The sequence below is a fragment of the Leclercia sp. S52 genome, assembly GCF_039727615.1.
GTDB classification, from domain to species: domain Bacteria; phylum Pseudomonadota; class Gammaproteobacteria; order Enterobacterales; family Enterobacteriaceae; genus Enterobacter; species Enterobacter adecarboxylatus_B.
On sequence record NZ_CP152474.1, the window covers coordinates 832,555 to 858,219 of the forward strand.

19 protein-coding genes and 3 pseudogenes are annotated in these 25,665 nt (G+C 59.3%); 9 read left to right on the top strand and 13 right to left on the bottom strand.

Annotated features, from left to right (window positions below; all coding sequences use genetic code 11):
* Positions 1-3: 3 nt before the first annotated feature.
* From panD to thpR, 9 genes are all read right to left on the bottom strand, one after another.
* A complete protein-coding gene (gene panD / locus AAHB66_RS03925) occupies positions 4-384 on the bottom strand; it encodes an aspartate 1-decarboxylase (protein ID WP_337016943.1) in 381 nt (126 codons plus the stop codon).
* 84 nt (positions 385-468) lie between these two features.
* The gene (gene panC / locus AAHB66_RS03930; protein WP_307762491.1) at positions 469-1,323 is read right to left on the bottom strand and encodes a pantoate--beta-alanine ligase; all 855 of its coding nucleotides are present in this window, start codon (positions 1,321-1,323) and stop codon (positions 469-471) included.
* Positions 1,324-1,334: 11 nt separating this feature from the next.
* The gene (gene panB, locus AAHB66_RS03935) at positions 1,335-2,126 is read right to left on the bottom strand and encodes a 3-methyl-2-oxobutanoate hydroxymethyltransferase (protein WP_347115275.1); all 792 of its coding nucleotides are present in this window, start codon (positions 2,124-2,126) and stop codon (positions 1,335-1,337) included.
* Between the two features lie 122 nt (positions 2,127-2,248).
* The gene (folK, locus tag AAHB66_RS03940) at positions 2,249-2,728 is read right to left on the bottom strand and encodes a 2-amino-4-hydroxy-6-hydroxymethyldihydropteridine diphosphokinase (RefSeq protein ID WP_347115276.1); all 480 of its coding nucleotides are present in this window, start codon (positions 2,726-2,728) and stop codon (positions 2,249-2,251) included.
* On the bottom strand, positions 2,725-4,122 hold the full coding sequence (gene pcnB / locus AAHB66_RS03945) for a polynucleotide adenylyltransferase PcnB (RefSeq protein ID WP_347116419.1): 1,398 nt from the start codon (positions 4,120-4,122) through the stop codon (positions 2,725-2,727). The genes folK and pcnB overlap by 4 nt, the downstream gene beginning before the upstream one ends.
* 53 nt (positions 4,123-4,175) lie before the next feature.
* Positions 4,176-5,063, bottom strand: a complete 888-nt coding sequence (gluQRS, locus tag AAHB66_RS03950; RefSeq protein WP_347115277.1) for a tRNA glutamyl-Q(34) synthetase GluQRS — start codon at positions 5,061-5,063, stop codon at positions 4,176-4,178.
* A 72-nt stretch (positions 5,064-5,135) separates the two neighbouring features.
* Entirely contained in the window at positions 5,136-5,591 is a 456-nt protein-coding gene (dksA, locus tag AAHB66_RS03955) for an RNA polymerase-binding protein DksA (protein WP_012016093.1), read from the bottom strand.
* A 177-nt stretch (positions 5,592-5,768) separates the two neighbouring features.
* On the bottom strand, positions 5,769-6,473 hold the full coding sequence (gene sfsA, locus AAHB66_RS03960; RefSeq protein ID WP_347115278.1) for a DNA/RNA nuclease SfsA: 705 nt from the start codon (positions 6,471-6,473) through the stop codon (positions 5,769-5,771).
* A gap of 12 nt (positions 6,474-6,485) precedes the next feature.
* Positions 6,486-7,016: an RNA 2',3'-cyclic phosphodiesterase gene (gene thpR, locus AAHB66_RS03965; RefSeq protein WP_347115279.1), complete on the bottom strand. Its 531-nt coding sequence runs from the start codon at positions 7,014-7,016 to the stop codon at positions 6,486-6,488.
* A gap of 73 nt (positions 7,017-7,089) precedes the next feature.
* Between thpR and hrpB the strand changes: the two are divergent.
* The 6 genes and pseudogenes from hrpB (at position 7,090) to fhuB (ending at position 18,439) form a co-directional block, all read left to right on the top strand.
* A pseudogene (gene hrpB, locus AAHB66_RS03970) lies at positions 7,090-9,520 on the top strand (ATP-dependent helicase HrpB).
* Between the two features lie 192 nt (positions 9,521-9,712).
* The gene (gene mrcB / locus AAHB66_RS03975; RefSeq protein ID WP_347115280.1) at positions 9,713-12,235 is read left to right on the top strand and encodes a bifunctional glycosyl transferase/transpeptidase; all 2,523 of its coding nucleotides are present in this window, start codon (positions 9,713-9,715) and stop codon (positions 12,233-12,235) included.
* A gap of 232 nt (positions 12,236-12,467) precedes the next feature.
* Complete coding sequence (gene fhuA, locus AAHB66_RS03980; RefSeq protein ID WP_347115281.1) at positions 12,468-14,717, top strand: ferrichrome porin FhuA; 2,250 nt, start codon at positions 12,468-12,470, stop codon at positions 14,715-14,717.
* Between the two features lie 54 nt (positions 14,718-14,771).
* On the top strand, positions 14,772-15,569 hold the full coding sequence (gene fhuC / locus AAHB66_RS03985) for a Fe3+-hydroxamate ABC transporter ATP-binding protein FhuC (RefSeq protein WP_347115282.1): 798 nt from the start codon (positions 14,772-14,774) through the stop codon (positions 15,567-15,569).
* Positions 15,566-16,456, top strand: coding sequence for a Fe(3+)-hydroxamate ABC transporter substrate-binding protein FhuD (fhuD, locus tag AAHB66_RS03990; protein WP_347115283.1), 891 nt, complete (start codon positions 15,566-15,568; stop codon positions 16,454-16,456). The genes fhuC and fhuD overlap by 4 nt, the downstream gene beginning before the upstream one ends.
* A pseudogene (fhuB, locus tag AAHB66_RS03995) lies at positions 16,453-18,439 on the top strand (Fe(3+)-hydroxamate ABC transporter permease FhuB). The gene fhuD and the pseudogene fhuB overlap by 4 nt, the downstream one beginning before the upstream one ends.
* A 146-nt stretch (positions 18,440-18,585) precedes the next feature.
* On the opposite strand, the gene hemL reads toward fhuB, so the two are convergent.
* Positions 18,586-19,866 (bottom strand): glutamate-1-semialdehyde 2,1-aminomutase, encoded by a 1,281-nt coding sequence (gene hemL / locus AAHB66_RS04000; protein WP_347115284.1) that lies wholly within the window; start codon positions 19,864-19,866, stop codon positions 18,586-18,588.
* A gap of 177 nt (positions 19,867-20,043) precedes the next feature.
* On the opposite strand from hemL, the gene clcA reads away from it, so the two are divergent.
* Both clcA and erpA read left to right on the top strand, forming a co-directional pair.
* Positions 20,044-21,420 carry a H(+)/Cl(-) exchange transporter ClcA gene (gene clcA / locus AAHB66_RS04005; RefSeq protein WP_347115285.1) on the top strand — a complete coding sequence of 459 codons (1,377 nt, stop codon included), beginning with the start codon at positions 20,044-20,046 and terminating at the stop codon, positions 21,418-21,420.
* A gap of 79 nt (positions 21,421-21,499) precedes the next feature.
* Positions 21,500-21,844, top strand: coding sequence for an iron-sulfur cluster insertion protein ErpA (gene erpA, locus AAHB66_RS04010; protein WP_032616597.1), 345 nt, complete (start codon positions 21,500-21,502; stop codon positions 21,842-21,844).
* A gap of 50 nt (positions 21,845-21,894) precedes the next feature.
* Here the strand turns inward: erpA and AAHB66_RS04015 are convergent, their stop codons facing one another.
* From AAHB66_RS04015 to mtnN, 3 genes are read right to left on the bottom strand one after another with little or no spacing between them, the layout of a single operon-like run.
* Entirely contained in the window at positions 21,895-22,518 is a 624-nt protein-coding gene (locus tag AAHB66_RS04015) for a TRIC cation channel family protein (protein ID WP_347115286.1), read from the bottom strand.
* A 16-nt stretch (positions 22,519-22,534) separates the two neighbouring features.
* Positions 22,535-23,335: a vitamin B12 ABC transporter substrate-binding protein BtuF gene (gene btuF / locus AAHB66_RS04020; protein ID WP_347115287.1), complete on the bottom strand. Its 801-nt coding sequence runs from the start codon at positions 23,333-23,335 to the stop codon at positions 22,535-22,537.
* Complete coding sequence (mtnN, locus tag AAHB66_RS04025) at positions 23,328-24,026, bottom strand: 5'-methylthioadenosine/S-adenosylhomocysteine nucleosidase (protein ID WP_347115288.1); 699 nt, start codon at positions 24,024-24,026, stop codon at positions 23,328-23,330. Before mtnN ends, btuF begins: the two co-directional genes overlap by 8 nt.
* Positions 24,027-24,108: 82 nt before the next feature.
* On the opposite strand from mtnN, the pseudogene dgt reads away from it, so the two are divergent.
* Positions 24,109-25,624: pseudogene (dgt, locus tag AAHB66_RS04030) on the top strand (dGTPase).
* Positions 25,625-25,665: the final 41 nt, after the last annotated feature.

Genomic DNA, 25,665 nt, shown 5'->3' on the forward strand with positions numbered 1-25,665 from the left:
CGATCAGGCGACCTGAACCGGAATCGCTTTCGCGAGACGTTTCATGTCGTTATCCCCTTCAAAATACGCCACTTTTGGCTGCCAGCGGCGCGCTTCTTCATCGGACATCATGACAAAGCTGGCGATGATGACGATGTCACCCACGCTGGCGCAGTGCGCTGCCGCACCGTTGACGGAGATAATTTTAGAACCACGTTCAGCCGCGATAGCGTAGGTTGAGAAACGGTTGCCGTTACTCACGTTCCAGATATCGATGGCTTCGTTTTCAAGAATACCCGCTGCGTCGAGAAAATCCTGATCTATCGCGCAGGAGCCTTCGTAATGCAGATCGGCCTGCGTGACCTTCACACGGTGAAGCTTACCTTGCAGCATTTTGCGAATCATGACGTTACCTTAACTCTTTGTCGTATCCCCTCCCGAAGAAGGGGCTGATGAAAACTAATCCGTTAGCATGGATATGCTCAGCGCTTACTGAGCCAGTTCAACTACTGTGTTATCAATCAGACGCGCCTGGCCAAGCCATGCGGCCACCAGGATCACCGCGCGTTTGCTGTCAGCGGAGAGCGCCAGCAGGGTGTCGGCATCGCGGATCTGCACATCGTCAGCCCGTAAGCCGCCATCGTTCAGCGCCTGTTCCGCCAGGGCCACGATCTCTTCGCTGCTCAGCTCTTTGTTTTTCAGCTGGGTCGCCATGGTGCTCATCACCTTGTACAGACCCGGGGCGATTTTACGCTGTTCGGCGGTGAGGTAGCCGTTACGCGAACTCAGGGCCAGGCCGTCTTTGGCCCGCACGATCGGCACGCCAACGATGTCGATGTCGTAGCCCATGTCGGCCACCATCTTGCGGATCAGCGCCAGCTGCTGGAAATCTTTCTCGCCGAAGCAGGCGATATCCGGCTGCACCAGGTTAAACAGCTTGCTGACGATGGTGGAGACGCCGCGGAAGTGACCCGGACGGCTGGCCCCTTCCAGCATGGTGGAGATACCCGGCACGTCGACAAAGGTGGCCTCTTCCGTGCCTTTCGGATAGATATCCGCCGGGGCAGGGGAGAAGACAAAATCCACCTTATGCTTTTTCAGCTTCTCGCAGTCTTCCTGCAGCGTGCGCGGGTAGCGCGCCAGGTCGTCGGCGCGGTCGAACTGCATCGGGTTAACGAAAATACTCACCACCACCACATCGGCGCGGGCTTTGGCTTCGTCCACCAGCTTCATGTGGCCGTCATGCAGGTTGCCCATGGTAGGCACCAGCGCGATACGTTTACCTTCCTGGCGCAAACGGCGAATGTGCTGGCGCAGCAGCGGCAGGGTTTCAATGATTAGCACAACAAGACTCCTTACTGGAAACTGTGTTCTTCACCCGGGTAAACACCCGATTCAACGTCGGCAATATACTGCCTGACCGCGCCGCGCATGTCGCCTGCGTCGCTAAGGAAATTCTTCGCAAATTTCGGGATATGCCCGCCGGTGATGCCAAAGGCATCGTGCATCACCAGGATCTGGCCGTCGGTAACGTTACCGGCACCAATGCCGATCACCGGAATGGTAAGCGCGTCGGTGATGCGTTTCGCCAGCGCAACCGGCACGCACTCCAGCACCAGCAGCTGGGCGCCCGCGGCTTCTAAAGCCAGCGCATCATCAAACAGCGTCTGGGCGGCGTCGCCGCGTCCCTGCACCTTATAGCCGCCAAAGATATTGACCGACTGCGGGGTTAATCCCAGATGGCCGCAGACCGGCACTGCGCGCTCGGTGAGCATGCGGACGGTCTCAACCAGCCAGGCACCGCCTTCCACTTTGACCATATTGGCCCCGGCGCGCATCACCGTGGCGGCATTCGCAAACGCCTGCTCCGGCGTGGCGTAAGCCATAAACGGCAGGTCGGCGAGCAGCAGGCAGGCGGGTGCTCCGCGACGCACCGCCCGGGTGTGGTAAGCAATATCCTCTACCGTCACCGGCAGCGTGGAGTCATGTCCCTGGACCGTCATCCCTAACGAGTCGCCAACCAGCATGACGTTAATGCCCTCTTCGGCAAAGAGTTTGGCGAAGCTGTAGTCATAGGCGGTAATGGTGGCGAAGCGCTGCTTGTCCTGTTTGCATTTCTGCAGGGTAGCGATGGTGGTTGGTTTCATACTGTTTCCTGATAGCCCAAAGCGAATCTTTGCGCATTCTAACAGTAACATTCGAGGGAACAATGATTTTAGGCAACCGATTAACCACAAATATTTTATGGTTAATCAATAAAATTTTGCTGTTACCAGCGGGCGGGTTTTTCGGCGTTCAGCTGCGTCAGCAGGGCGCTCAGGCTTTCGCCGTCGGGGAAGATCAGATCAGGGGCGATTTCGAACAGCGGCCAGAGCATAAAGCCGCGGCGCTTCATGTCGTAGTGCGGCACCGTCAGGCGTTCGGTGTTAATCACCGCATCACCAAACAGCATGATGTCCAGATCGAGGGTGCGCGGTCCCCAGCGCTCTTCTTTGCGCACGCGACCCTGCTGCAGCTCGATGCGCTGGGTGTTGTCCAGCAGCGCTTCGGCGCTGAGCGCTGTGTCGAGTGCGATGGCGGCATTCAGGTAGTCGGGCTGATCCTGGGGCCCCAGCGGAGGTGTGCGGTAAAACGAGGAGAGGGCGACAACGCGGGACTGCGGGATATCGCCCAGCGCCTGGACGGCAGCATTGACCTGCTCCAGCGGAGAGGCCAGATTGCTGCCAATGGCGATATACGCCAGCGTCATGCCGCGCCTTCGCGACGCGGAGCGCGCTTGCGTGGACGACGGTGACGACGACGCGGAGCCGGATCTTCATCGAGATCGCCCAGCATGTCTTTCTGCGCCGGTGGTGCCGAAACCTGGAACTCACCCCACCACTGCACCAGCAGCTGCAGCTCGCAGTTGTTTTCCGCTTCGGCACGCAGGGCCATCAGATCGTAAGCCGCGCGGAATTTAGGATGCTCCATTAACTTCCAGGCGCGTTTACCCTGACGACGGGACATCCGCAGCTGAAGCTGCCAGATATCACGCACCAGCGTGGTAATGCGTTTCGGGATCGCCAGCGAGCGGCAGGCTTCATCCAGCACGTCGTTGGCGGCCAGCGCGAAGGCATCGTAGTAAGCCAGACCGCTTTCCTGGGCAATCTTCTGCGCCGTTTCCAGCAGCGGATACCAGAACATCGCAGCAAACAGGAATGCCGGGTTAACACGCATGTCGTTCTGAATGCGGTTATCGGTATTCTTCAGCACCTGGTCGATGATGCGTTCCATCGCGCTGTCACCTTTTTCGGTGAAGTTACGCGTGATGGTCGGGAACAGGGGCTGGAACAGGCTGTATTCGCGCAGCAGCTGATAGGTGGCAAAACCGTGGCCCGCCTGAAGGAGCTTCAGCGCCTCTTCAAACAGACGCGCCGGGGGCACATCGTTGATCAGCGTGGCCAGGCGTGGGATCGGCTCGGCGGTCTCGGGGCTGATCTGCATATCCAGCTTGGCGGCAAAACGCACGGCACGCAGCATACGCACCGGATCTTCACGGTAGCGCGTTTCCGGATTGCCGATCAGACGGATCACCCCGGCTTTCAGGTCCGGTACCCCACCCACGAAATCGCGGACGGTAAAGTCAGCCACGCTGTAATAAAGGCTGTTGATGGTGAAATCGCGACGCTGGGCATCTTCTTCGATAGAGCCAAAGATGTTGTCACGCAGCAGCATGCCGTTCTGACCCTGTTGCGAGGTCGTCCGGTCTGATGGCGTGCCTTCGTGGTGACCACGGAAGGTTGCCACTTCAATGATCTCGGGCCCAAACATGACGTGGGCGAGACGGAAGCGACGACCGACCAGGCGGCAGTTGCGGAATAATTTACGCACCTGCTCAGGCGTGGCGCTGGTGGTCACGTCAAAATCTTTTGGCTTTTTGCCCAACAGTAAGTCACGCACCCCGCCACCAACGAGATACGCCTCATAGCCAGCTTTATTCAGACGATAAAGGACCTTCAGGGCGTTTTCACTGATATCTTTGCGGGAAATAGCATGCTGCTCGCGCGGAATAACCGACATCGTGTTTTGAACAATGACGTCATCCGCCATGCTCTCATCGCGGCTCAGCACCTTACGGCAAAAATTAGCGACTCGGGTAAAAATAGTACACCTCGGTAGTGTGTGTTTCAGAATTCAGGACAAAAAATAGCGGCTAATCATAGCTCAGCGAGACGCATTTGAGAATGCTGGATTTTCGGCACGCGGTTTAGCGACCACTGGGCCACCGCTTTTTCCAGTAATTCTTCGGTTCGCAGATCCTGCCACTCATGTGTTACATCCTGGTTTAGAAATTGTAAAGCATTGATAAGAACAGGGCGAGGATCGCCCGTCGGTAATGCGGGGGCATGATTCTGTTTCGAGAGTTTCATCCCTTTTTCATTCACCACCAGCGGCAAATGGATATAGTCCGGCACCGGCCAGCCAAACAGCCGGTAGAGCGAAATCTGTCGCACGGTCGGTTCGATAAGATCGGCCCCGCGGACAATTTCGTTTACCCCCTGGAAATGGTCATCCACCACCACCGCCAGATTGTAAGCAAACAGCCCGTCCCGGCGATGGATAATAAAATCTTCGTCCGCCAGCCGTGGATCGGCGTGGAGTTCGCCCTGGAGCTGGTCGGTAAAGCGGGTGACCGGATGCTGTTGCACTACGCGCACTGCCGCGTTTTGCGGGCCGTGATGCAGGGTGCGGCAATGGCCGTCATAGACGCCGCCGACGCTCTGAATGCGCGCGCGGGTGCAGGTGCAGTAGTAAGAGAGTCCCTGGGCATGCAGCCAGGCCAGGCGTTCGCGATAGGCATCGTGACGCTGAGACTGCCACAGGACGTCACCGTCCCAGTGCAGGCCGTAATGTTCCAGCTGACGCAGGATGGTCTCTGCTGCACCGGGAACTTCACGCGGGGGGTCAATATCTTCAATACGCACGCGCCAGATACCCTGGTGGGCACGGGCCTGCAGATAGCTGCCAAGCGCGGCAATGAGCGAGCCAAAATGCAGTTCGCCAGAGGGGGATGGCGCGAAGCGCCCAATATAGTCAGCAGGCATAATCACACAGCGCAGAAAGTAATCAGGCGGGAGAAGACTCCCGCCTGTGATAGCGTTTCGACAGGGTCGGAATTAACCGGCCATCTGTTTTTCGCGGATTTCTGCCAGCGTTTTGCAGTCGATGCACAGGTCGGCTGTTGGACGGGCTTCCAGACGACGAATGCCGATTTCGACACCGCAGGACTCGCAGAAGCCGAAATCTTCGTCTTCGACTTTTTTCAGCGTCTTCTCAATCTTCTTAATCAGTTTGCGTTCGCGGTCACGGTTACGCAGTTCGAGGCTGAACTCTTCTTCCTGGGCGGCACGGTCTACCGGATCCGGGAAGTTAGCTGCTTCGTCCTGCATATGAGTAACGGTGCGATCCACTTCATCCCTGAGTTGATTACGCCATGCTTCAAGAATTCGCTTGAAGTGCGACAGCTGGGCTTCGTTCATATACTCTTCGCCCGGCTTCTCTTGATACGGCTCCACCCCAGCGATGGCGAGAATACTCAGGGACGATGTTTTACGGTTTTGCCCTTCTTGCATGTTGCTTCTCCTTAACACGCACTATCGATCCCCGTGTTGGGGGAAAAATCAGGCCGCTATAAATAGCAGATGCTTTTCCGTATGGCAATTATCTAAACGTAACACTTGACAAGCCTGTGAGGAAAAGCGTATTTGCGCACACGACCAGAACACTTAATAAACAACGCTCAACCCCTTTTATAACGAGACGGGAAGAGCGGATCTCAGAGTCATATTATCGGCAGAAAGTTCCGCTTTATAAGCCAAAACCTCTACCCCCTGCTTTTGTGCCTCATTCAACAGTTGCGCGTACTTAAGGTCAATATGGCGGGCGGGTGAAAATCGTTCAATTGCGCTGTGCAATACCGCAAATAACAGCACCGCTCGCTTGCCCGCCGCCGCCATACTTATCAACTCCCGGAGATGCTTCTGCCCTCGCAGCGTCACCGCATCCGGAAAGTAGCCGTTATCCCTTTCAGCTAACGTCACTGATTTCACTTCAATATAGCACTCGGGTCGATCCTCTGCCTGCAACATAAAGTCGATTCTGCTGCTTTCAGCACCATATTTCACTTCGCTTTTTAAGGTGTTGTAGCCGCGCAGTTCAGGAATTAAATCCAGAGTAATCGCCTCTTTGACCAACTGGTTGGCCCGCAGCGTATTAACGCAAATAAAGTCTCCGTCGGCGGTCTGGGTTATTTCCCAGGTGTGGGGGTACTTGCGTTTGATATTTTCGGAGGTGGAGTACCAGACGGTATCGCCGGGCGTGGCGCAGCCGGTCATGGCGCCGGTATTGGGACAGTGCAGGGTCAGCATTTCGCCTTCAGGCGTCACCACGTCGGCCAGAAAACGCTTGTAGCGTTGCACCAGCGTGGCGGGTTGGAGGGCAGGGGTAAACTGCATACAGATTCCTTGTTATTCGGTAAGCCGCCAGCGCTGGAGCGGCGTGTAGCGCGTGCGCCCGCCGGTAAAACGGCTCTCGTAGAGGACAAATTCATTCACCGGAAACGCCCACTGAAAACCCGGCGGCGGAATGGCCACCGCGTGGCTGGCGTCGCGCAGCAGGGTGATATGCGGATGAAACGGCTGCGGGCTCTGGTAACAGCCGCTGCGCGCCGCCTGGGCCCGCAGCATATTGGCTAACTGCAATAATCCCCGGGGCGGCTGGCGCGTGCCGAGCCAGACGACGCGCGAACGCAGCCACTGACCGGCATCGTCCAGCGTCAGGGTAAACCCCGGCTGGCGGATGCGTCCGGCCATGGCCGCCAGCGCCTGACGTTTCTCCTCGCTGACATCGCCCAGAAACGCCAGCGTCAGATGCAGGTTTGCCCCGGCCACCGGACGGCCCGCTTCCGGGGCAAAGGAATCGGCGCGCCAGCGCACGATCTGGCGCTGGATCGGGGCCGGCATTTCAATGGCAAAAAACAGCCTTTTCGACTCAGACATACGGGGCACTCGGTAATGAATTGTGGCGATGCTACAATGTACGCCGTCTAAAGTTAACCCTCTGGAGCCATTCGTGTCCCTGTTGCCGGTCGCCGCTGTCCTTCCCGATCTTCTCCTCGCGTTACAACACGCCCCCCCAGGTTCTGCTTACTGCGCCTACCGGTGCGGGCAAGTCGACGTGGCTGCCGCTGCAGATCCTGGCCCAGGGGGAGATTAACGGCAAAATTATTCTGCTCGAACCGCGGCGGATCGCCGCCCGCAACGTGGCGCAGCGGCTGGCGGATCTGCTGGGGGAAAAACCGGGGGAGACGGTCGGCTACCGGATGCGGGCCGAGACCTGTGTGGGGGCCAATACCCGGCTGGAGGTGGTGACCGAGGGGATCCTCACCCGCATGTTACAGCAGGATCCCGAGCTGACCGGCGTCGGGCTGGTGATCCTCGATGAGTTCCACGAGCGCAGCCTGCAGGCGGATCTGGCCCTGGCGCTGCTGCTGGATGTCCAGCAGGGGCTGCGCGAGGATCTTAAGCTGCTGATCATGTCCGCGACCCTGGATAACGATCGGCTCCAGCGCCTGCTGCCTGACGCGCCCACTATCGTCTCGGAGGGGCGCACCTTTCCGGTTGAGCGGCGCTATCAGTCGCTCTCCACCCAGCTGCGTTTCGACGAAGCGGTAGCGGTCGCTACCGCCGAACTGCTGCGTCAGGAGTCAGGCTCGCTGCTGCTGTTTTTGCCGGGGGTGATCGAGATCCAGCGCGTGCAGGAGCAGCTCGCCCGTCGGGTGGCCGACGACGTGGTGCTCTGTCCCTTGTATGGCGCGCTGTCATTGACCGAGCAGCGTAAGGCGATCCTGCCCGCGCCAGCCGGACAGCGAAAAGTGGTGCTGGCGACCAATATCGCCGAAACCAGCCTGACCATCGAAGGCATTCGGCTGGTGGTGGATTCAGCCCAGGAGCGGGTGGCGAATTTCGATCCGCGCACCGGCCTGACCCGCCTGCTGACCCAGCGCGTCAGCCAGGCCTCGATGACCCAGCGCGCCGGGCGAGCCGGGCGACTGGAGCCGGGTATCTGCCTGCACCTGACGCCGTTTGAGCAGGCCGAACGCGCGGCGGCCCAGGGCACGCCGGAAATTTTGCAAAGCGATCTCAGTGGCCTGCTGATGGAGCTGCTGCAGTGGGGCTGTCGGGATCCTTCCCAGCTGAGCTGGCTGGATCTGCCGCCTGCGACTAATCTTGCTGCGGCCCGCCGTCTGTTAACCCAGCTTGGGGCGCTGGCGGGGGAACAACTCACCGCCTTTGGTCAGAAGATGGCGAAGCTCGGCAACGATCCGCGGCTGGCGGCGATGCTGGTCAGCGCGGTCGGCGAAGACGAAATTGCGACGGCGGCAAAACTGGCGGCTATCCTTGAACAGCCGCCGCGAGGCGGTAGCAGCGATCTGGCCCAGGCCTTCTCCCGCAATCAGCCGGAGTGGCAGCAGCGCGCCCGGCAGTTAAGTTCGCGCCTCAACAGCCGCGGCGGAGCGCCGGACAGCCATTGCATTCCTGCGCTGCTGGCAAAGGCGTTTCCCGACCGGATTGCCCGCCGCCGCGGGCTCGACGGGCGCTATCAGCTGGCGAACGGCATGGGGGCGATGCTGCAGAGCGACGACGCCATGACCCGCCACGAGTGGTTGATTGCTCCGCTGCTGTTGCAGGGCAGTCAGTCACCCGATGCCCGTATTTTGCAGGCCGTTGCCGTGGATATCGAGGCCCTGATCGCGGCCTCACCGGGCCTGGTGGAACAGTCTGACACCGTTGAGTGGGACGATACCCAGGGCACGCTGAAGGCCTTTCGCCGGGCACAGATTGGCCGGCTGACGGTGAACGTCAAACCGCTGGCGAAACCCTCGGAAGAGGAGCTGCACCAGGCGATGCTTAACGGCATTCGCGACAAAGGGCTCAACGTGCTGAACTGGACCCCGGAGGCGGAGCAGTACCGGATCCGCCTGCACTGTGCGGCGCAGTGGCTGCCGGAGTTTGACTGGCCGGCGGTGGATGAAGCCTCGCTGCTGGCGTCGCTCGAGACGTGGCTGCTGCCGCAAATGCAGGGCGTGCATTCGCTTCGCGCCCTGAAATCACTGGATGTTAAGGCGGCGTTACAGAACTTAACCGACTGGTCGTTACGTCAACGTCTGGATACTGAGCTTCCGGGGCATTACACTGTGCCGACCGGCAGCCGGATAGCCATTCGTTATCATGAGGATAATCCTCCGGCGCTGGCGGTACGGATGCAGGAGATGTTTGGCGAGGCGACCACGCCTGCCATTGCCCAGGGGCGTGTGCCGCTGGTGCTGGAGCTGTTGTCGCCGGCCCAGCGCCCGCTGCAGATCACCCGCGATCTGGGTGCCTTCTGGGCCGGAAGCTACCGCGAGGTGCAAAAAGAGATGAAGGGACGCTACCCCAAACATGTCTGGCCGGACGATCCGGCGAATACCGCGCCCACCCGGCGGACTAAAAAGTATTCGTGATGGTCATTGTAGGCCGGGTAAGCGTAGCGCCACCCGGCAATGGGGACCGAGCGGCCTGATGCCCTCACCCCGACCCTCTCCCACGGGGAGAGGGGGGAAAACGCGGTTTATTTTGAGAGATTTCTTCTTCCTCCATCAGGGGGGAAGAACTGAGAATCGGGCCTTTGCGCCTGATAGTTGCGGAGAGAGAGCATGGCGGGGAATGACCGCGAGCCAATAGGACGTAAAGGGAAACCAACGCGTCCGGCGAAAGAAAAGGCAGGCCGTCGTCGCCTCAGTGATGAGGAGTATGACGACGTTGATAATGAGTATGAGGATGAAGCGTCCGTGCCACGTAAAGGGAAAGGCAAAAAAGGAAAACCTCGCGGCAAGCGCGGCTGGTTCTGGCTGCTGCTGAAGCTGTTAATTGTTTTCATCGTCCTGCTGGCGATCTACGGCGTCTATCTGGATCAGAAGATCCGTAGCCGTATCGACGGTAAAGTCTGGCAGCTGCCAGCGGCGGTGTATGGCCGAATGGTCAACCTCGAGCCGGAGATGACCATCAGCAAGAATGAGATGGTCAAGCTGCTGGAGGCCACCCAGTACCGCCAGGTGACGAAGATGACCCGTCCCGGCGAGTTTACGGTGCAGGCGAAAAGCATCGAGATGATCCGCCGTCCGTTTGACTTCCCGGACAGCAAAGAGGGGCAGGTGCGCGCGCGTCTGACCTTCGACGGCGATCATATCGACACCATCGAGAACATGGATAACAACCGCCAGTTCGGTTTCTTCCGTCTCGATCCGCGACTGATCACCATGCTCTCCTCGCCAAACGGCGAGCAGCGTCTGTTCGTCGCGCGTAACGGTTTCCCGGATCTGCTGGTGGATACCCTGCTGGCGACCGAAGACCGTCACTTCTATGAGCACGATGGCGTCAGCCTGTACTCCATTGGCCGTGCGGTGCTGGCGAACCTGACAGCCGGACGGACGGTGCAGGGGGCAAGTACCCTGACCCAGCAGCTGGTGAAGAACCTGTTCCTCTCCAGCGAACGCTCCTACTGGCGTAAGGCCAACGAAGCGTACATGGCGGTGCTGATGGACGCCCGCTACAGCAAAGATCGCATTCTTGAGCTGTACATGAACGAGGTCTACCTCGGTCAGAGCGGTGACAATGAAATCCGCGGCTTCCCGCTGGCGAGCCTCTACTACTTTGGCCGTCCGGTGGAAGAGCTGAGCCTCGACCAGCAGGCGCTGCTGGTGGGCATGGTGAAAGGGGCGTCGATCTACAACCCGTGGCGTAACCCGAAACTGGCCCTGGAGCGTCGTAATCTGGTCCTGCGTCTGCTGCAACAGCAGCAGGTGATCGACCAGGAGCTGTACGACATGCTCAGCGCGCGTCCGTTAGGCGTCCAGCCGCGCGGCGGCGTGATCTCCCCGCAGCCTGCCTTTATGCAGATGGTGCGTCAGGAGCTGCAGACCAAACTGGGCGATAAAGTTAAAGATCTCTCCGGCGTGAAGATCTTCACCACCTTTGACTCCGTGGCGCAGGACGCCGCAGAGAAAGCGGCGGTGGAAGGCATTCCGGCGCTGAAAAAACAGCGTAAGCTGAGCGATCTTGAGACCGCGATGGTGGTGGTCGATCGCACCACCGGTGAAGTGCGGGCGATGGTCGGCGGGGCAGAGCCGCAGTTTGCGGGCTACAACCGCGCCATGCAGGCACGCCGTTCGATCGGTTCTCTGGCAAAACCAGCGACCTATCTCACCGCCCTGAGCCAGCCGAACCAGTATCGTCTGAACACCTGGATTGCCGATGCCCCGATCGCCCTGCGCCAGCCGAACGGCCAGGTGTGGTCGCCGCAGAACGACGACAAACAGTACAGCGGTCAGGTGATGCTGGTGGACGCGCTGACGCGTTCCATGAACGTGCCGACGGTCAACCTCGGGATGGCGCTGGGTCTGCCAGCGGTCACCGATACCTGGCTGAAGCTGGGCGTGCCGAAAGATCAGCTGCATCCGGTTCCGGCCATGCTGTTAGGTGCCCTGAACCTGACGCCAATTGAAGTGGCGCAGGCGTTCCAGACCATCGCCAGCGGCGGTAACCGCGCTCCGCTCTCTGCGCTGCGTTCGGTGATTGCTGAAGACGGCACGCCGCTGTACCAGAGCTTCCCGCAGGCGGAGCGTGCCGTTCCGGCGCAGGCTGCCTACATGACCCTGTGGACCATGCAGCAGGTGGTGCAGCGCGGAACCGGTCGCCAGCTTGGCGCGAAGTATCCGGGCCTGCATCTGGCGGGTAAAACCGGGACCACCAACAACAACGTCGATACCTGGTTTGCAGGCATCGACGGACGTGAAGTGGTGATCACCTGGGTAGGCCGCGATAACAACCAGCCGACGAAACTGTACGGTGCCAGCGGGGCGATGTCGATTTACCAGCGCTATCTGGCTAACCAGTCGCCGGTTCCATTAACCCTGACGCCACCGGAAGATATCGTGGATATGGGCGTGGATGAGTCGGGTACCTTCGTGTGTGGCGGCGGGATGCGTAGCGTTCCGGTCTGGACCACCAATCCGGACTCCCTGTGCCAGGCGCCAGCGCCGCAGCCGACGGGTAACCCGTTCGAGCAGTCATCTCCTCAGCAGCCGCAGCAACAACAGCAGCAGCCGCAGCAGCAGAATGAGAAGAAGGACAGTGACGGCGTCGCCGGCTGGATCAAGGATATGTTCGGCGGTAACTGATAAAAAGTCCCTCTCCTGCGGGAGAGGGGCTTTTCACCTCAATTCAACATCCCTCCAACAGTAAAAACCCCGTTTATTAACCCTTCATTTTCCGTTGTTTATTTCTTATACCCTCAATTCCTGTAGGGGCGCATATCACTTGCTATGCCGTGAATGTTTCGCATAATATGCTGCGGTCATAATAATAATTCTCGTTTACGTTATCATTCACGCTTTCATCAGAGACATACCAATGGCGCATTCAAAAACTGCTCAGCCAATGCAATCTTCGCTGCGTAAAATCGCAGTCGTTGTAGCCACAGCGGTTAGCGGCATGTCTGCTTACGCTCAGGCTGCTGACACCCCTAAAAAAGAAGAAACCATCACCGTAACCGCAGCGCCTGCTGCGCAGGAAAGTGCCTGGGGTCCTGCTGCGACCATTGCAGCACGCCAGTCCGCCACCGGGACCAAGACAGATACCTCCATTGAGAAGGTACCGCAGTCTATCTCCGTGGTGACCGCGGAAGAGATGGCGCTGCACCAGCCACGCTCGGTGAAAGAAGCACTGAGCTACACGCCAGGGGTGGCAGTAGGCACGCGCGGCGCGTCTAATACGTATGACTACCTGATTATTCGTGGTTTTGCTGCCGATGGCCAAAGCCAGAACAACTACCTTGACGGCATGAAGATGCAGGGCAACTTCTATAACGACGCGGTAATTGACCCTTATATGATCGAGCGCGCGGAAGTTATGCGCGGCCCGACCTCCGTTCTGTACGGCAAAAGCAGCCCGGGTGGCCTGCTGAACATGGTCAGCAAACGTCCGCTGACCGAACCGCTGAAAGAGATCCAGTTCAAGGTCGGGACGGACAGCCTGTTCCAGACCGGGTTTGACTTCAGCGATGCGCTGGATGATGACGGCGTTTACTCTTATCGCCTGACGGGCCTGGCGCGTTCCAACAACGCCCAGCAGGAGCGCGCGGAAGAGCAGCGTTATACCATTGCGCCGTCCTTCTCCTGGCGTCCGTCTGATAAAACCAACTTCACCTTCCTCTCCTATTTCCAGAACGAACCGGAGACCGGTTACTACGGCTGGCTGCCGAAAGAGGGCACGGTTGATCCGCTGCCAAACGGCGATCGTCTGTCGACCGACTTCAACGAAGGGGCGAAGAACAATACCTATTCCCGTAACCAGAAAATGGTCGGGTATAGCTTCGATCACGAGTTTAACGACACCTTCACCGTGCGTCAGAACCTGCGCTTTGCCGAGAACAAAACCTCGCAGAACAGCGTCTACGGTTACGGCGTCTGCTCCGATGCGGCGAACAGCGGAAACGCCCTGTGTAACGCGTTATCCCCTGCGGACAAAGGTCATTACCTGGCGCGTAAATACGTGGTTGACCATGAGAAGCTGCAAAACTTCACCGTGGATACCCAGCTGCAGAGCAAATTCGCTACCGGCGAAGTTGACCATATCCTGCTGACCGGCGTTGACTTTATGCGCATGCGTAACGACATCAACTCCTGGTTCGGCTATGACGGTTCCGTCCCGCTGCTGGATCTCTACAATCCGGTGTATAGCGATTTCGATTTCGGCTCACAAAACCCGGACAACTCCGGCCCGTATCAGATCCTGAACAAACAGCAGCAGACCGGTCTCTACGTCCAGGATCAGGCGCAGTGGGATAAAGTGCTGGTCACCCTGGGCGGTCGTTACGACTGGGCCGATCAGGACTCCATTAACCGCGTTGCGGGTACCACTGCATCACGTGATGACAATCAGTTCACCTGGCGTGGCGGGGTTAACTACCTGTTTGATAATGGCGTCACCCCTTACTTCAGCTACAGCGAATCCTTCGAGCCGTCTTCCCAGTCTGACGCACAAGGCAAGCCGTTTGCTCCGTCAAAAGGCAAGCAGTACGAAGTGGGCGTGAAGTATGTCCCGAGCGATCGTCCGATCGTCCTGACCGGTGCGCTGTATCAACTGACCAAAACCAACAACCTGATGGCCGATCCTGCGGGCTCGTTCTTCTCGGTTGAAGGCGGCGAGATCCGCGCCCGTGGTGTGGAAATCGAAGCTAAAGCGGCACTGTCTGCCAGCGTCAACGTGGTGGGGTCTTATACCTACACCGACGTAGAGTACACCACCGACACGACCTACAAAGGCAACACCCCGGCGCAGGTGCCGGAGCACATGGCCTCCCTCTGGGGTGACTACACCTTCTATGATGGCGCGCTCTCTGGCCTGACCCTGGGTACCGGCGGTCGCTTCTCCAGCTCCAGCTATGGCGATCCGGCGAACTCCTTCAAGGTGGGCAGCTATGCGGTGATGGATGCCCTGGTCCGTTACGATCTGGCGCGCGTTGGCATGGCGGGCTCGAACGTGGCGCTGCACGTCAACAACCTGCTGGATCGTGAATACGTCGCCAGCTGCTTCAACACCTATGGCTGCTTCTGGGGTGCAGAACGCCAGGTTGTTGCGACCGCGACCTTCCGCTTCTAATCGTTAAACTTGGGCACGTTTTTCGTGCCCTTTTCTTTACTTAAGTTGGCTAACATGCAGGAAAACAACCCGCAGTCCGATACCACCTTTGCGCTCGACGGCGTCTCCTTTCGCGTTCCCGGACGCACGCTGCTGCATCCACTTTCGCTGACCTTTCCCGCAGGCCAGGTGACCGGCCTGATCGGCCATAACGGCTCCGGCAAATCCACCTTACTGAAAATGCTTGGCCGCCATCAGCCACCGTCCGAGGGCGATATTCTGCTCGACGGCCAGCCGCTGGCGAGCTGGAACAGTAAAGCCTTTGCCCGCAAGGTGGCCTATCTGCCGCAGCAGCTGCCGCAGGCGGAGGGCATGACCGTTCGCGAGCTGGTGGCGATTGGCCGTTATCCCTGGCATGGCGCATTGGGTCGTTTCGGCGTGGCCGACCGCGAGAAAGTGGAGGAGGCGATTGCGCTGGTGGGGTTAAAGCCGCTGGCCCACCGTCTGGTGGATAGCCTGTCCGGCGGCGAGCGCCAGCGGGCGTGGATCGCCATGCTGGTGGCGCAGGACAGCCGTTGTTTACTGCTGGATGAACCCACCTCGGCGCTGGACATTGCCCATCAGGTGGACGTGCTGGCGCTGGTGCATCGTTTAAGCCAGCAGCGCGGCCTGACGGTGATTGCGGTGCTGCACGATATCAATATGGCGGCGCGTTACTGCGACTATCTGGTGGCGCTGCGCGGCGGGGAGATGATTGCCCGGGGCACGCCTGCCGAGCTGATGCGCAGTGAAACGCTGGAACACATCTACGGAATTCCAATGGGTATTCTGCCGCATCCTGCGGGAGCTGCACCGGTGAGCTTTGTCTATTGATGCCTGATTTAATGATTAGCCGTCGTCGGCTGTTGACGGCCATGGCCCTCTCGCCGCTGCTGTGGAAAATGGGTACGGCGCATGCCGCCGCCGTCGATCCCCATCGCATTGTGGCCCTCGAGTGGCTGCCGGTCGAGCTGCTGCTGGCGCTCGGCGTTACTCCCTACGGCGTGGCCGATATTCCCAACTACACCCTTTGGGTGAACGAGCCGCGTCTGCCGGAAACGGTGATCGACATTGGCCTGCGTACCGAGCCTAACCTCGAGCTGCTCACCCAGATGAAACCGTCGTACCTGGTCTGGTCGGCCGGGTATGGTCCGTCGGAAGAGAAGCTGGCGCGGATTGCCCCGGGGCGCGGGTTCGCCTTTAGCGACGGCAAAAAACCGCTGATCAACGCCCGTAAATCCTTAAGCGAGATGGCGCAGCTGCTGAATATGGAAGCGGCGGCCCGCGAGCATCTGGATCATTTCGACAGCGTGATCGACAGCTACAAACCGCGTTTTGCCGGCCGGGGCGATCGCCCGCTGCTGATGGTGACCCTGCTCGATGCCCGTCATATGCTGGTGTTTGGCAATAACTGCCTGTTCCAGGAAGTGCTGGATCGCTATGGAATTAAAAACGCCTGGGAAGGGGAGATGACCTTCTGGGGCAGCACCGCCGTCGGCATCGACCGTCTGGCCATGTTCCGCGATGTGGACGTGCTGTGCTTCGATCACGGCAACGAGCGTGAGATGCAGACCTTAATGGCGACGCCGCTGTGGCAGGCGATGCCGTTTGTCCGCCAGCAGCGCGTCAAACGCGTCCCGGCGGTGTGGTTCTACGGTGCGACGCTGTCGGCCATGCACTTTGCCCGCGTGCTGGATAGCGCGCTGGGAGGTCAGGCATGAGGTCACGGATCGCCTTTTTCCCGGCGCTGTTAATGACCCTGCTGCTGGTCGTTGCGCTGGGCTTAACCTGGTGGAACTTGAGCATTGCGCTGCCACGCAGCCAGTGGGGCAGCGCGCTGGTCGCCCCGGATATCGACAATATTCAACAGATGCTGTTCCACTACAGCCTGCTGCCGCGACTGGCGATCTCGCTGCTGGTGGGGGCCGGGCTGGGGCTGGTGGGCGTGCTGTTCCAGCAGGTGCTGCGTAACCCGCTGGCGGAGCCGACCACCCTCGGAGTGGCCACCGGTGCGCAGCTGGGGATGACCATCATCACCCTGTGGGCGCTGCCGGGGGGCGCTGGCACCGCAGTTTGCCGCGCTGGTGGGTGCCTGCGTGGTGGGGGCGATTGTCTTTGGCGTGGCCTGGGGCAAACGCCTCTCGCCGGTGACGCTGATCCTCGCCGGGCTGGTGGTGAGCCTCTACTGCGGGGCGGTGAACCAGCTGTTAGTGATTTTCCATCATGACCAGCTGCAGAGCATGTTCCTCTGGAGCACCGGGACGCTGACGCAAACCGACTGGAGCATCGTCCAGCGTCTGTGGCCGCAGCTGCTCGGTGGCGTGCTGCTGACCCTACTGCTGCTGCGTCCGCTGACCCTGATGGGGCTGGACGATGGCGTGGCGCGTAACCTCGGCCTGGCGCTGTCGCTGGCCCGTCTGGCGGCGCTGACCCTGGCGATTGTCATCAGCGCCCTGCTGGTGAATGCGGTGGGCATCATCGGGTTTATCGGCCTGTTCGCGCCGCTGCTGGCAAAAATGCTCGGCGCGCGGCGCTTGTTCTCCCGCCTGATCCTCGCCCCGCTGATTGGCGCGCTGATCCTCTGGCTCTCTGACCAGGTGATCCTCTGGCTGACGCGGGTGTGGATGGAGGTCTCCACCGGGTCGGTGACGGCGCTGATTGGCGCGCCGCTGCTGCTGTGGCTGCTGCCACGCCTGCGCAGCATGAGCGCCCCGGCGATGAACGCCGGAGATAAAGTGCAGGCGGAGCGTCATCACGTGCTGTGGTTTGCCCTGGCGGGCGGCGCGGTGCTGCTGCTGGCGGTCATTGCAGCCCTGGCGTTTGGCCGGGATGCCGGGGGGCTGGCACTGGGCGAGCGGGGCGATGCTCGATGAGCTGCTGCCGTGGCGCGCTCCCCGAATTTTCGCCGCGCTGATTGCCGGGGTGATGCTGGCAGTCGCGGGCTGCATTATCCAGCGTCTGACCGGCAACCCGATGGCGAGCCCGGAAGTGCTGGGGATCAGCTCCGGTGCGGCGTTCGGCGTGGTGCTGATGCTCTTCTTTGTGCCGGGTAATGCCTTCGGCTGGCTGATGCCGGCGGGCAGTATCGGTGCGGCGGTCACGCTGCTGATCATCATGATTGCCGCCGGACGGGGTGGTTTCTCGCCGCACCGGATGCTGCTGGCGGGGATGGCGCTGAGCACCGCCTTCACCATGCTGCTTATGATGCTGCAGGCCAGCGGCGATCCGCGCATGGCGCAGATCCTGACCTGGATTGCCGGCTCGACCTATAACGCCACCAACGAACAGGTGGTGAGCACCGGGCTGGCGATGATCGTGCTGCTGGCGCTGGTGCCGCTGTGTCGTCGCTGGCTGACGGTACTGCCGCTGGGGGGGCGACACGGCCCGTTCGGTGGGGATGGCGCTAAGCGCCTCGCGCATCGGCCTGCTGCTACTGGCGGCGTCGCTGACGGCCACCGCTACCCTGACCATTGGTCCGCTGAGCTTTATCGGGCTGATGGCGCCGCACATCGCGCGGATGATGGGCTTCCGCCGGACGATGCCGCATATTGTGATGTCGGCGTTAACGGGGGGGGATCCTGCTGGTGTTTGCCGACTGGTGCGGTCGGATGGTGCTGTTCCCGTATCAGATCCCGGCGGGGCTGCTCTCCACCTTTATCGGGGCGCCGTACTTTATCTATCTGCTGCGGAAACAGAGCCGGTAAAAAAGCCGGGTGGCGGCTCCGCCTTACCCGGCCTACGAAGTAAATGCAAAACGGCAACCCATGGTTGCCGTTTTTTATGTTTGCACCCTCTCCCTGTGGGAGAGGGCCGGGGTGAGGGCATCAGGCCGCACCAGGCAAATCACATCTCAGAGCTTCATGAACACCCGACGCGCCGCGTCGATAGTGTTGTTGATATCCTCTTCGCTATGCGCGACCGACATAAAGCCTGCCTCAAAGGCCGACGGCGCCAGGTAGACACCTTCCTCCAGCATCAGATGGAAGAAACGCTTGAAGCGCTCAACGTCGCACTTCACCACGTCCTGATAGCTTGTCACGGTTTTCGCGTCGGTGAAGAAGATGCCGAACATGCCGCCGACGTGGTTAACCACCAGCGGAATACCCGCGTCTTCAGCTGCATCCAACAGGCCGTTTGCCAGCTGAGTGGTGCGCTCGGTGAGGGTGGAATGAATACCCGGCTGCGCCACTTCGGTCAGGCAGGCGAAACCGGCCGCCATGGCGATCGGGTTACCGGAGAGCGTACCGGCCTGATAGACCGGGCCGGTTGGTGCCAGCGCGTCCATCACCTCCCTGCGGCCACCAAAGGCGCCTACCGGCATGCCGCCGCCGATGATTTTGCCCAGACAGGTCAGATCAGGCACAACGTCGTAATAGGCCTGCGCACCCGCGAGGGCCACGCGGAAACCGGTCATCACTTCGTCGATAATCAGCAGCGCGCCGAACTCGTCGCACAGCGCCCGCAGGCCCTGCAGGAAGCCCGGCTGCGGTGGAATGCAGTTCATGTTGCCCGCTACCGGTTCGACGATAATGCAGGCGATCTCCTGCGGATACTGCTCAAAGGCTGCACGCACGGAGTCGAGATCGTTATAGGTGCAGGTCAGGGTATGCTTCGCGAAGTCCGCCGGTACGCCCGGGGAGTTCGGCTGGCCGAGGGTCAGCGCGCCGGAACCGGCTTTCACCAGCAGGCAGTCCGCGTGACCGTGGTAGCAGCCTTCGAATTTGATGATTTTGTCGCGACCGGTAAAGCCGCGGGCCAGACGGATGGCGCTCATGGTGGCTTCGGTACCGGAGTTCACCATGCGCACCATATCCATGGTTGGCACCAGCTCGGTCACCAGCTCTGCCATTTTCACTTCCATCTCGGTCGGCGCGCCGAAACTTAATCCGCGCTGTGCCGCTTCGATCACCGCGTTGCGGATCGCCGGGTGGTTGTGACCCAGCACCATCGGGCCCCATGAGCCGACATAATCGATATAGGCTTTGCCATCCACATCGTACAGATAGGCACCATCGGCACGTTCGATAAACAGCGGTGTACCGCCCACGCCGGTAAAGGCACGGACCGGGGAGTTCACACCGCCGGGGATAAGCTCGCGGGCTGCACTGTAGAGGTTTTCAGACTTGCTCATGGCATCGTTCCTGGCTCGTATAAAATGATTAAGCCCACTATTCTAAGTGATTCGTGGAAGGTTATGAAATGTTTACCCTGGTAATCCATTAACAATTGTTAAGCAATTTTCCGGAGACGGCCGGACGGTCTCTGGTAAAATCCCTGCGGCTATTTGTATGACGAAAAATAACAGACCATGAAATCAGATTCTCCCTCATTTGAAGAACAACAGTTTGCGCGGGCGCGATACCGTATCAGCATCCGGCGGCTGCTCAACCGCGACAAAACACCGCTGGCGATTTTGCTGGGCGCGGCGGTTGTCGGCACCCTGGCGGGGCTGGTAGGCGTCGCGTTCGAAAAGGCCGTCAATGCCGTGCTGAACTGGCGTATTGGCACCGTGGCGGGTTATGCCGATCGTGACGTGCTGGTCTGGATCCTGGCGTTTGGTTTATCTGCCCTGTTGGCGATGGTCGGTTATTTTCTGGTGCGTAAATTCGCCCCGGAAGCGGGTGGCTCGGGGATCCCTGAGATAGAAGGGGCGCTTGAAGAGCTGCGCCCGGTCCGCTGGTGGCGCGTCCTTCCCGTCAAGTTTATTGGCGGGATGGGGACGCTGGGCGCAGGGATGGTGCTCGGGCGGGAAGGGCCGACCGTACAGCTGGGCGGTAACGTTGGCCGTATGGTCAGCGACCTGTTCAGGATGCGCAGCGCGGAAGCACGCCATACGTTGCTGGCAACCGGTGCCGCCGCAGGGCTTTCCGCCGCCTTTAATGCCCCGCTGGCGGGGATCCTGTTTATCATCGAGGAGATGCGCGCTCAGTTTCGCTATAACCTGATCTCGATTAAAGCGGTATTCACCGGCGTGATTATGTCGAGCATTGTCTTTCGGCTTTTCAATGGCGAAGGGGCGGTGATTGAGGTCGGTAAGTTGACCAACGCGCCGGTCAATACGCTGTGGCTGTATCTGATCCTCGGCATGATTTTTGGCATTGTCGGCCCGCTGTTTAATGCCCTCATTATTCGCGCTCAGGATATGTTCCAGCGGATCCACGGCGGTAATACGACCAAATGGGTGCTGGTGGGCGGCCTGCTGGGGGGCGTGTGCGGCGTGCTGGGCTTTATCGAACCCAACGCGGCAGGCGGTGGCTTTGGCCTGATCCCCATTGCGGCGGCGGGTAATTTCAGCATCGGTCTGCTGCTGTTTATGTTTATCTCCCGGGTTATCACCACCGTACTCTGCTTCTCATCCGGCGCGCCCGGGGGTATTTTTGCTCCGATGCTGGCGTTGGGCACGTTGCTGGGCACGGCCTTTGGCATGGCCGCTGCCGCAGGTTTCCCGGCCTGGCATCTTGAGGCCGGCACCTTTGCCATCGCCGGAATGGGGGCGCTGCTGGCGGCATCGCTGCGCGCGCCGCTGACCGGCATCGTGCTGGTGCTGGAGATGACCGACAATTACCAGCTCATTTTGCCAATGATCATTACCTGCCTGGGGGCCACACTATTAGCCCAGTTCCTTGGCGGAAAACCGCTATACTCCACCATTCTTGCCCGTACCCTGGCGAAGCAGAATACTTGAATGAATTACCAGGGTATTAGATAATGACAACAAGAATTGGGTGATTTTTACCCACTAGCAGTATTCATGGGAGCATAAGATGAGTGATGACGTAGCGCTGCCGTTGCAGTTTACCGAAGCAGCAGCCAAAAAAGTAAAAGACCTGATTGCCGATGAAGACAACCCGGAGCTGAAATTACGTGTGTACATTACGGGCGGCGGCTGCAGCGGCTTCCAGTATGGTTTCACCTTTGACGATCAGGTTAACGACGGCGACATGACCATTGAGAAGCAGGGCGTTGCGCTGGTCGTTGACCCGATGAGCCTGCAGTATCTGGTGGGCGGTGCGGTGGACTACACCGAAGGTCTGGAAGGTTCCCGCTTTGTGGTAACCAACCCGAACGCAACCAGCACCTGCGGGTGTGGCTCGTCGTTCAGCATCTGATAGTTATGCCCGGTGGCGCTTCGCTTACCGGGCCTACAAAACCCTTCCCTTTACCTGCTGTTTTCATCCAGCGCAAAGGTTGGCAGCTTCAGGTGCCAGCGAATTGCCGCGAGGCGGATCCCCAGCGTGACCACCATTCCCAACATCGCCGCCTGTTCCAGCGGGACGTTAAACGTATACCAGGCCGTAGCGTGGACGATCCCACCCAGAATACAGGCCGTGGCATAGATTTCCGTTCTCAGGATCATCGGCACTTCGCGCGCCAGAATATCGCGGATAATCCCGCCACCCACGCCGGTGACTACCCCCATACAGATCGCCACCAGCGGGCCGGTGCCGGCCATAAAGGCTTTATTCACGCCAATACCGACAAACACCGCGAGACCCACGGCATCCAGCACCGGCAGCAGCCATTTCGGCAGGCGGCGCGGCTGACGGACCAGGATAATGGTTAACATGCAGGTGACCATCGCCACCACCAGATCGGTAGGATCCTTGACCCAGAATACCGGGCCATGATCGAGCGCCATATCACGGATCGTCCCGCCGCCCACCGCGGTGACCACCCCTAATACCAGCACGCCAAACGGATCCATGCGTAATTTACCGGCCAGCAGAACGCCGGAGATTGCAAAAACGGCTGTGCCAAGAATATCCAGCCAATAGACGAGCATCGTCATCCTCGAGAAATTAGTGGCTCTGCGACAGCGCAGAGCAGAGTTGTTTTGCGGCGAGGATAATACGCGGGCTCGCGCGCTCAAACCAGTCGCTGTTCAGCGGAATTACGGGTATTTTTAGCTGACTTTGCCAGTACTGTTCTATTTTGGGAATATCACCCGGTGAACCGCCCACCACAATTGCCTGAGGCTGGCGCGCCAGCACCTGTTCGCGGCTCACCTGAGGCCAGGGAACGCGGCTGGCGGCAAAGATGTTTTCCCCGCCGCACAGTTCAACTATCTGATGTTGCAGAGAGCCCTGGCTGGTGGTGAACAGCGGCTGTTGGCCGAACTGGATAAACACCCGCTTTTTCGGCAGGATACTGTAGGTGGCTTTTAAGGCGGCGTAATCGTTGAGCATTTGCTGTGCGGCCCGTTGGGCCTGGTCTGGCGTCGGGCTCCAGGGAGCAAGATCGCGCAGGGCCTGGGCGACCTGTTCGATACTGGTGGCATCGATCCACTGCACTTTTATCCCGAGCGAGGCGAGCTGGTTCACCTGACGTTCTGCGTTGCCGCCACGCCAGGCCAGCACCAGATCGGGCTTCAGGGCCACGATACGTTCGACGTTCATCCCTTGCCAGGTGGCGACCTGCTCAATCTTCGCCGCTTCAGGGGGATAGTCGGAAAAGCTGCTGACCCCGACGGGGGTGATCCCGGCGGCAAAGGCCAGTTCGGTATTGGCGGGGGAGAGGGTAATAACACGCGGCGCGGCCAGAAGCCACGCCGGTGTCAGCAGAAACAGCGCCAGAAGCGCCCTGAGGAGCGGCTTAGCCACGCGCCAGTTTCTGTACCAGGGTCTCAACCATCAGGCTGGACTGTTTGGCGGCGACCACGAGGAACTCGTCGAAGCTCAGGTGAGACTGCTGATCCGCGACGTCAGAGATGGCGCGAACCACCACGAAGGGTACGCTGAAGTTATGGCAGACGTGGGCAATGGCGGTCGCTTCCATCTCCACGGCAATTGCCTGCGGGAAGTTATGACGGATTTTTGCCAGGTTCACGGAGCCATTGATAAAGGCATCGCCGCTGACGATCAGGCCGCGCACGGCGTTGAGGTTCAGCTCTGCGATGCAGCTTTCTGCGGCAGCAACCAGCTTGTCATCGGCTTTAAAACCGGCCGGGCAGCCCGGAAGCTGGCCGTACTCGTAACCAAAGGCGGTTACGTCGGCGTCGTGATAGCGCGCTTCGTCAGAAACCACGATATCGCCCACTTTCAGGGTTGGCGCCAGGCCGCCCGCAGAGCCGGTGTTGATGATCACGTCTGGCTTGCAGCGTTCCAGCAGCAGGGTAGCGCCCAGCGCGGCGGAAACTTTACCGATACCCGATTTCAGCAGAGCAACTTCTGTACCGTTCAGCGTGCCGGTGTAAATCTCGCAGCCACCCAGGGAGAGGGTCTGACGGTTCTCAATTTTGTCACGCAGCAGCGTAACTTCTTCTTCCATTGCTCCAATAATACCGATTTTCATAGATTTACTCGCGATGTGCCTTGTTAAGATGCATAGTCTATCATGCGCTTCAGGGGAAACGCATTCTCACGCGGGGGAGCACATGGCACCAATCGATTTTCGCACCAAAATTAACTGGCATCGCCGGTACCGCTCGCCGCAGGGGAACAAGAGCGAACATGAGATCCTGCGGATCTTCGAAAGCGACCGCGGGCGCATCGTTAACTCGCCGGCGATCCGCCGTCTGCAGCAAAAAACGCAGGTCTTTCCCCTCGAACGCAACGCCGCCGTGCGCACCCGTCTGACCCATTCGCTGGAGGTGCAGCAGGTGGGCCGCTATATCGCCAAAGAGATCTTAAGCCGCCTCAAGGAGCAGCGCCTGCTGGAGACTTACGGGCTGGATGAACTGACCGGGCCGTTCGAGAGTATCGTTGAGATGGCGTGCCTGATGCACGATATCGGTAATCCCCCCCTTTGGTCATTTTGGCGAAGCGGCCATCAATGACTGGTTCCGCCAGCGCCTGTTCCCCTCCGATGCCGCCAGCCAGCCGCTGAGCGACGACCGCTGTCTGGTGCAGGCTCTGCGGCTGCGTGACGGTGAAGAGGCGCTGAACGGGCTGCGGCGCAAGGTGCGTCAGGATCTGTGTCATTTTGAAGGCAACGCGCAGGGCATCCGTCTGGTGCACTCCCTGATGCGCATGAACCTCACCTGGGCGCAGGTGGGATGCATTCTGAAATATACCCGCCCCGCCTGGTGGCAGGGTGACCCTCCCGCGACGCACAACTATTTAATGAAAAAACCGGGCTACTATTTCTCGGAAGAGACGTATATCGAGCGTCTGCGTCAGGAACTCTCCCTCACGCAGTATGCCCGTTTTCCATTGACCTGGATTATGGAAGCGGCTGACGATATTTCCTATTGCGTGGCCGATCTGGAAGATGCGGTAGAAAAAAGAATATTCAGCGTCGAGGGGCTTTATCAGCATCTTTATGATGCCTGGGGCAACCACGAGAAAGGGTCATTGTTTTCCCAGGTGGTTGAAAATGCCTGGGAGAAATCACGCTCCAATTCCCTCAGTCGCAGCACCGAAGATCAGTTCTTTATGTATTTACGCGTCAATACATTAAATAAGCTGGTGCCTTACGCGGCTGAGCGTTTTATCGACAATATCGAACAGATCTACCAGGGTGAATTCAACCATGCGCTGCTGGAGGACGATAGCAGCTTTAGCCAACTGCTTGAACTCTATAAAAATGTTGCTATGCGTCATGTGTTCAGCCACCCGGAAGTGGAGCAGCTGGAATTACAGGGCTATCGGGTGATAACCGGCCTGCTGGAGATTTACCGCCCGCTGCTACAATTATCCGCCGAGGAGTTCAGCGAGCTGGTTGAAAAGGAACGGATCCGCCGTTTCCCGATTGAATCCCGCCTATTTCATAAACTGTCACCGCGCCATCGGCTGGCGTATGTGGAATCGGTGAGTAAATTTGACCGGCAGCAGCCAGACTGGCCGGTGCTGGAGTTTTATTATCGCTGCCGCCTGATTCAGGACTATATCAGCGGAATGACAGACCTGTATGCCTGGGATGAATACCGCAAGTTGATGGCGGTGGAATAAGGCTGAGTTTTGTAAAGACGGCCAATAAATTTTTACTTTTT

Coding starts and splice junctions, on each gene's coding strand:
- clcA (WP_347115285.1), top strand. CDS start 20,044: ATGAAATCAGATTCTCCCTCATTTGAAGAACAACAGTTTGCGCGGGCG.
- AAHB66_RS04015 (WP_347115286.1), bottom strand. CDS start 22,518: ATGCTCGTCTATTGGCTGGATATTCTTGGCACAGCCGTTTTTGCAATC.
- sfsA (WP_347115278.1), bottom strand. CDS start 6,473: ATGCAGTTTACCCCTGCCCTCCAACCCGCCACGCTGGTGCAACGCTAC.
- panD (WP_337016943.1), bottom strand. CDS start 384: ATGATTCGCAAAATGCTGCAAGGTAAGCTTCACCGTGTGAAGGTCACG.
- mtnN (WP_347115288.1), bottom strand. CDS start 24,026: ATGAAAATCGGTATTATTGGAGCAATGGAAGAAGAAGTTACGCTGCTG.
- dksA (WP_012016093.1), bottom strand. CDS start 5,591: ATGCAAGAAGGGCAAAACCGTAAAACATCGTCCCTGAGTATTCTCGCC.
- hemL (WP_347115284.1), bottom strand. CDS start 19,866: ATGAGCAAGTCTGAAAACCTCTACAGTGCAGCCCGCGAGCTTATCCCC.
- mrcB (WP_347115280.1), top strand. CDS start 9,713: ATGGCGGGGAATGACCGCGAGCCAATAGGACGTAAAGGGAAACCAACG.
- fhuC (WP_347115282.1), top strand. CDS start 14,772: ATGCAGGAAAACAACCCGCAGTCCGATACCACCTTTGCGCTCGACGGC.
- thpR (WP_347115279.1), bottom strand. CDS start 7,016: ATGTCTGAGTCGAAAAGGCTGTTTTTTGCCATTGAAATGCCGGCCCCG.
- fhuA (WP_347115281.1), top strand. CDS start 12,468: ATGGCGCATTCAAAAACTGCTCAGCCAATGCAATCTTCGCTGCGTAAA.
- folK (WP_347115276.1), bottom strand. CDS start 2,728: ATGACGCTGGCGTATATCGCCATTGGCAGCAATCTGGCCTCTCCGCTG.
- gluQRS (WP_347115277.1), bottom strand. CDS start 5,063: ATGCCTGCTGACTATATTGGGCGCTTCGCGCCATCCCCCTCTGGCGAA.
- panB (WP_347115275.1), bottom strand. CDS start 2,126: ATGAAACCAACCACCATCGCTACCCTGCAGAAATGCAAACAGGACAAG.
- erpA (WP_032616597.1), top strand. CDS start 21,500: ATGAGTGATGACGTAGCGCTGCCGTTGCAGTTTACCGAAGCAGCAGCC.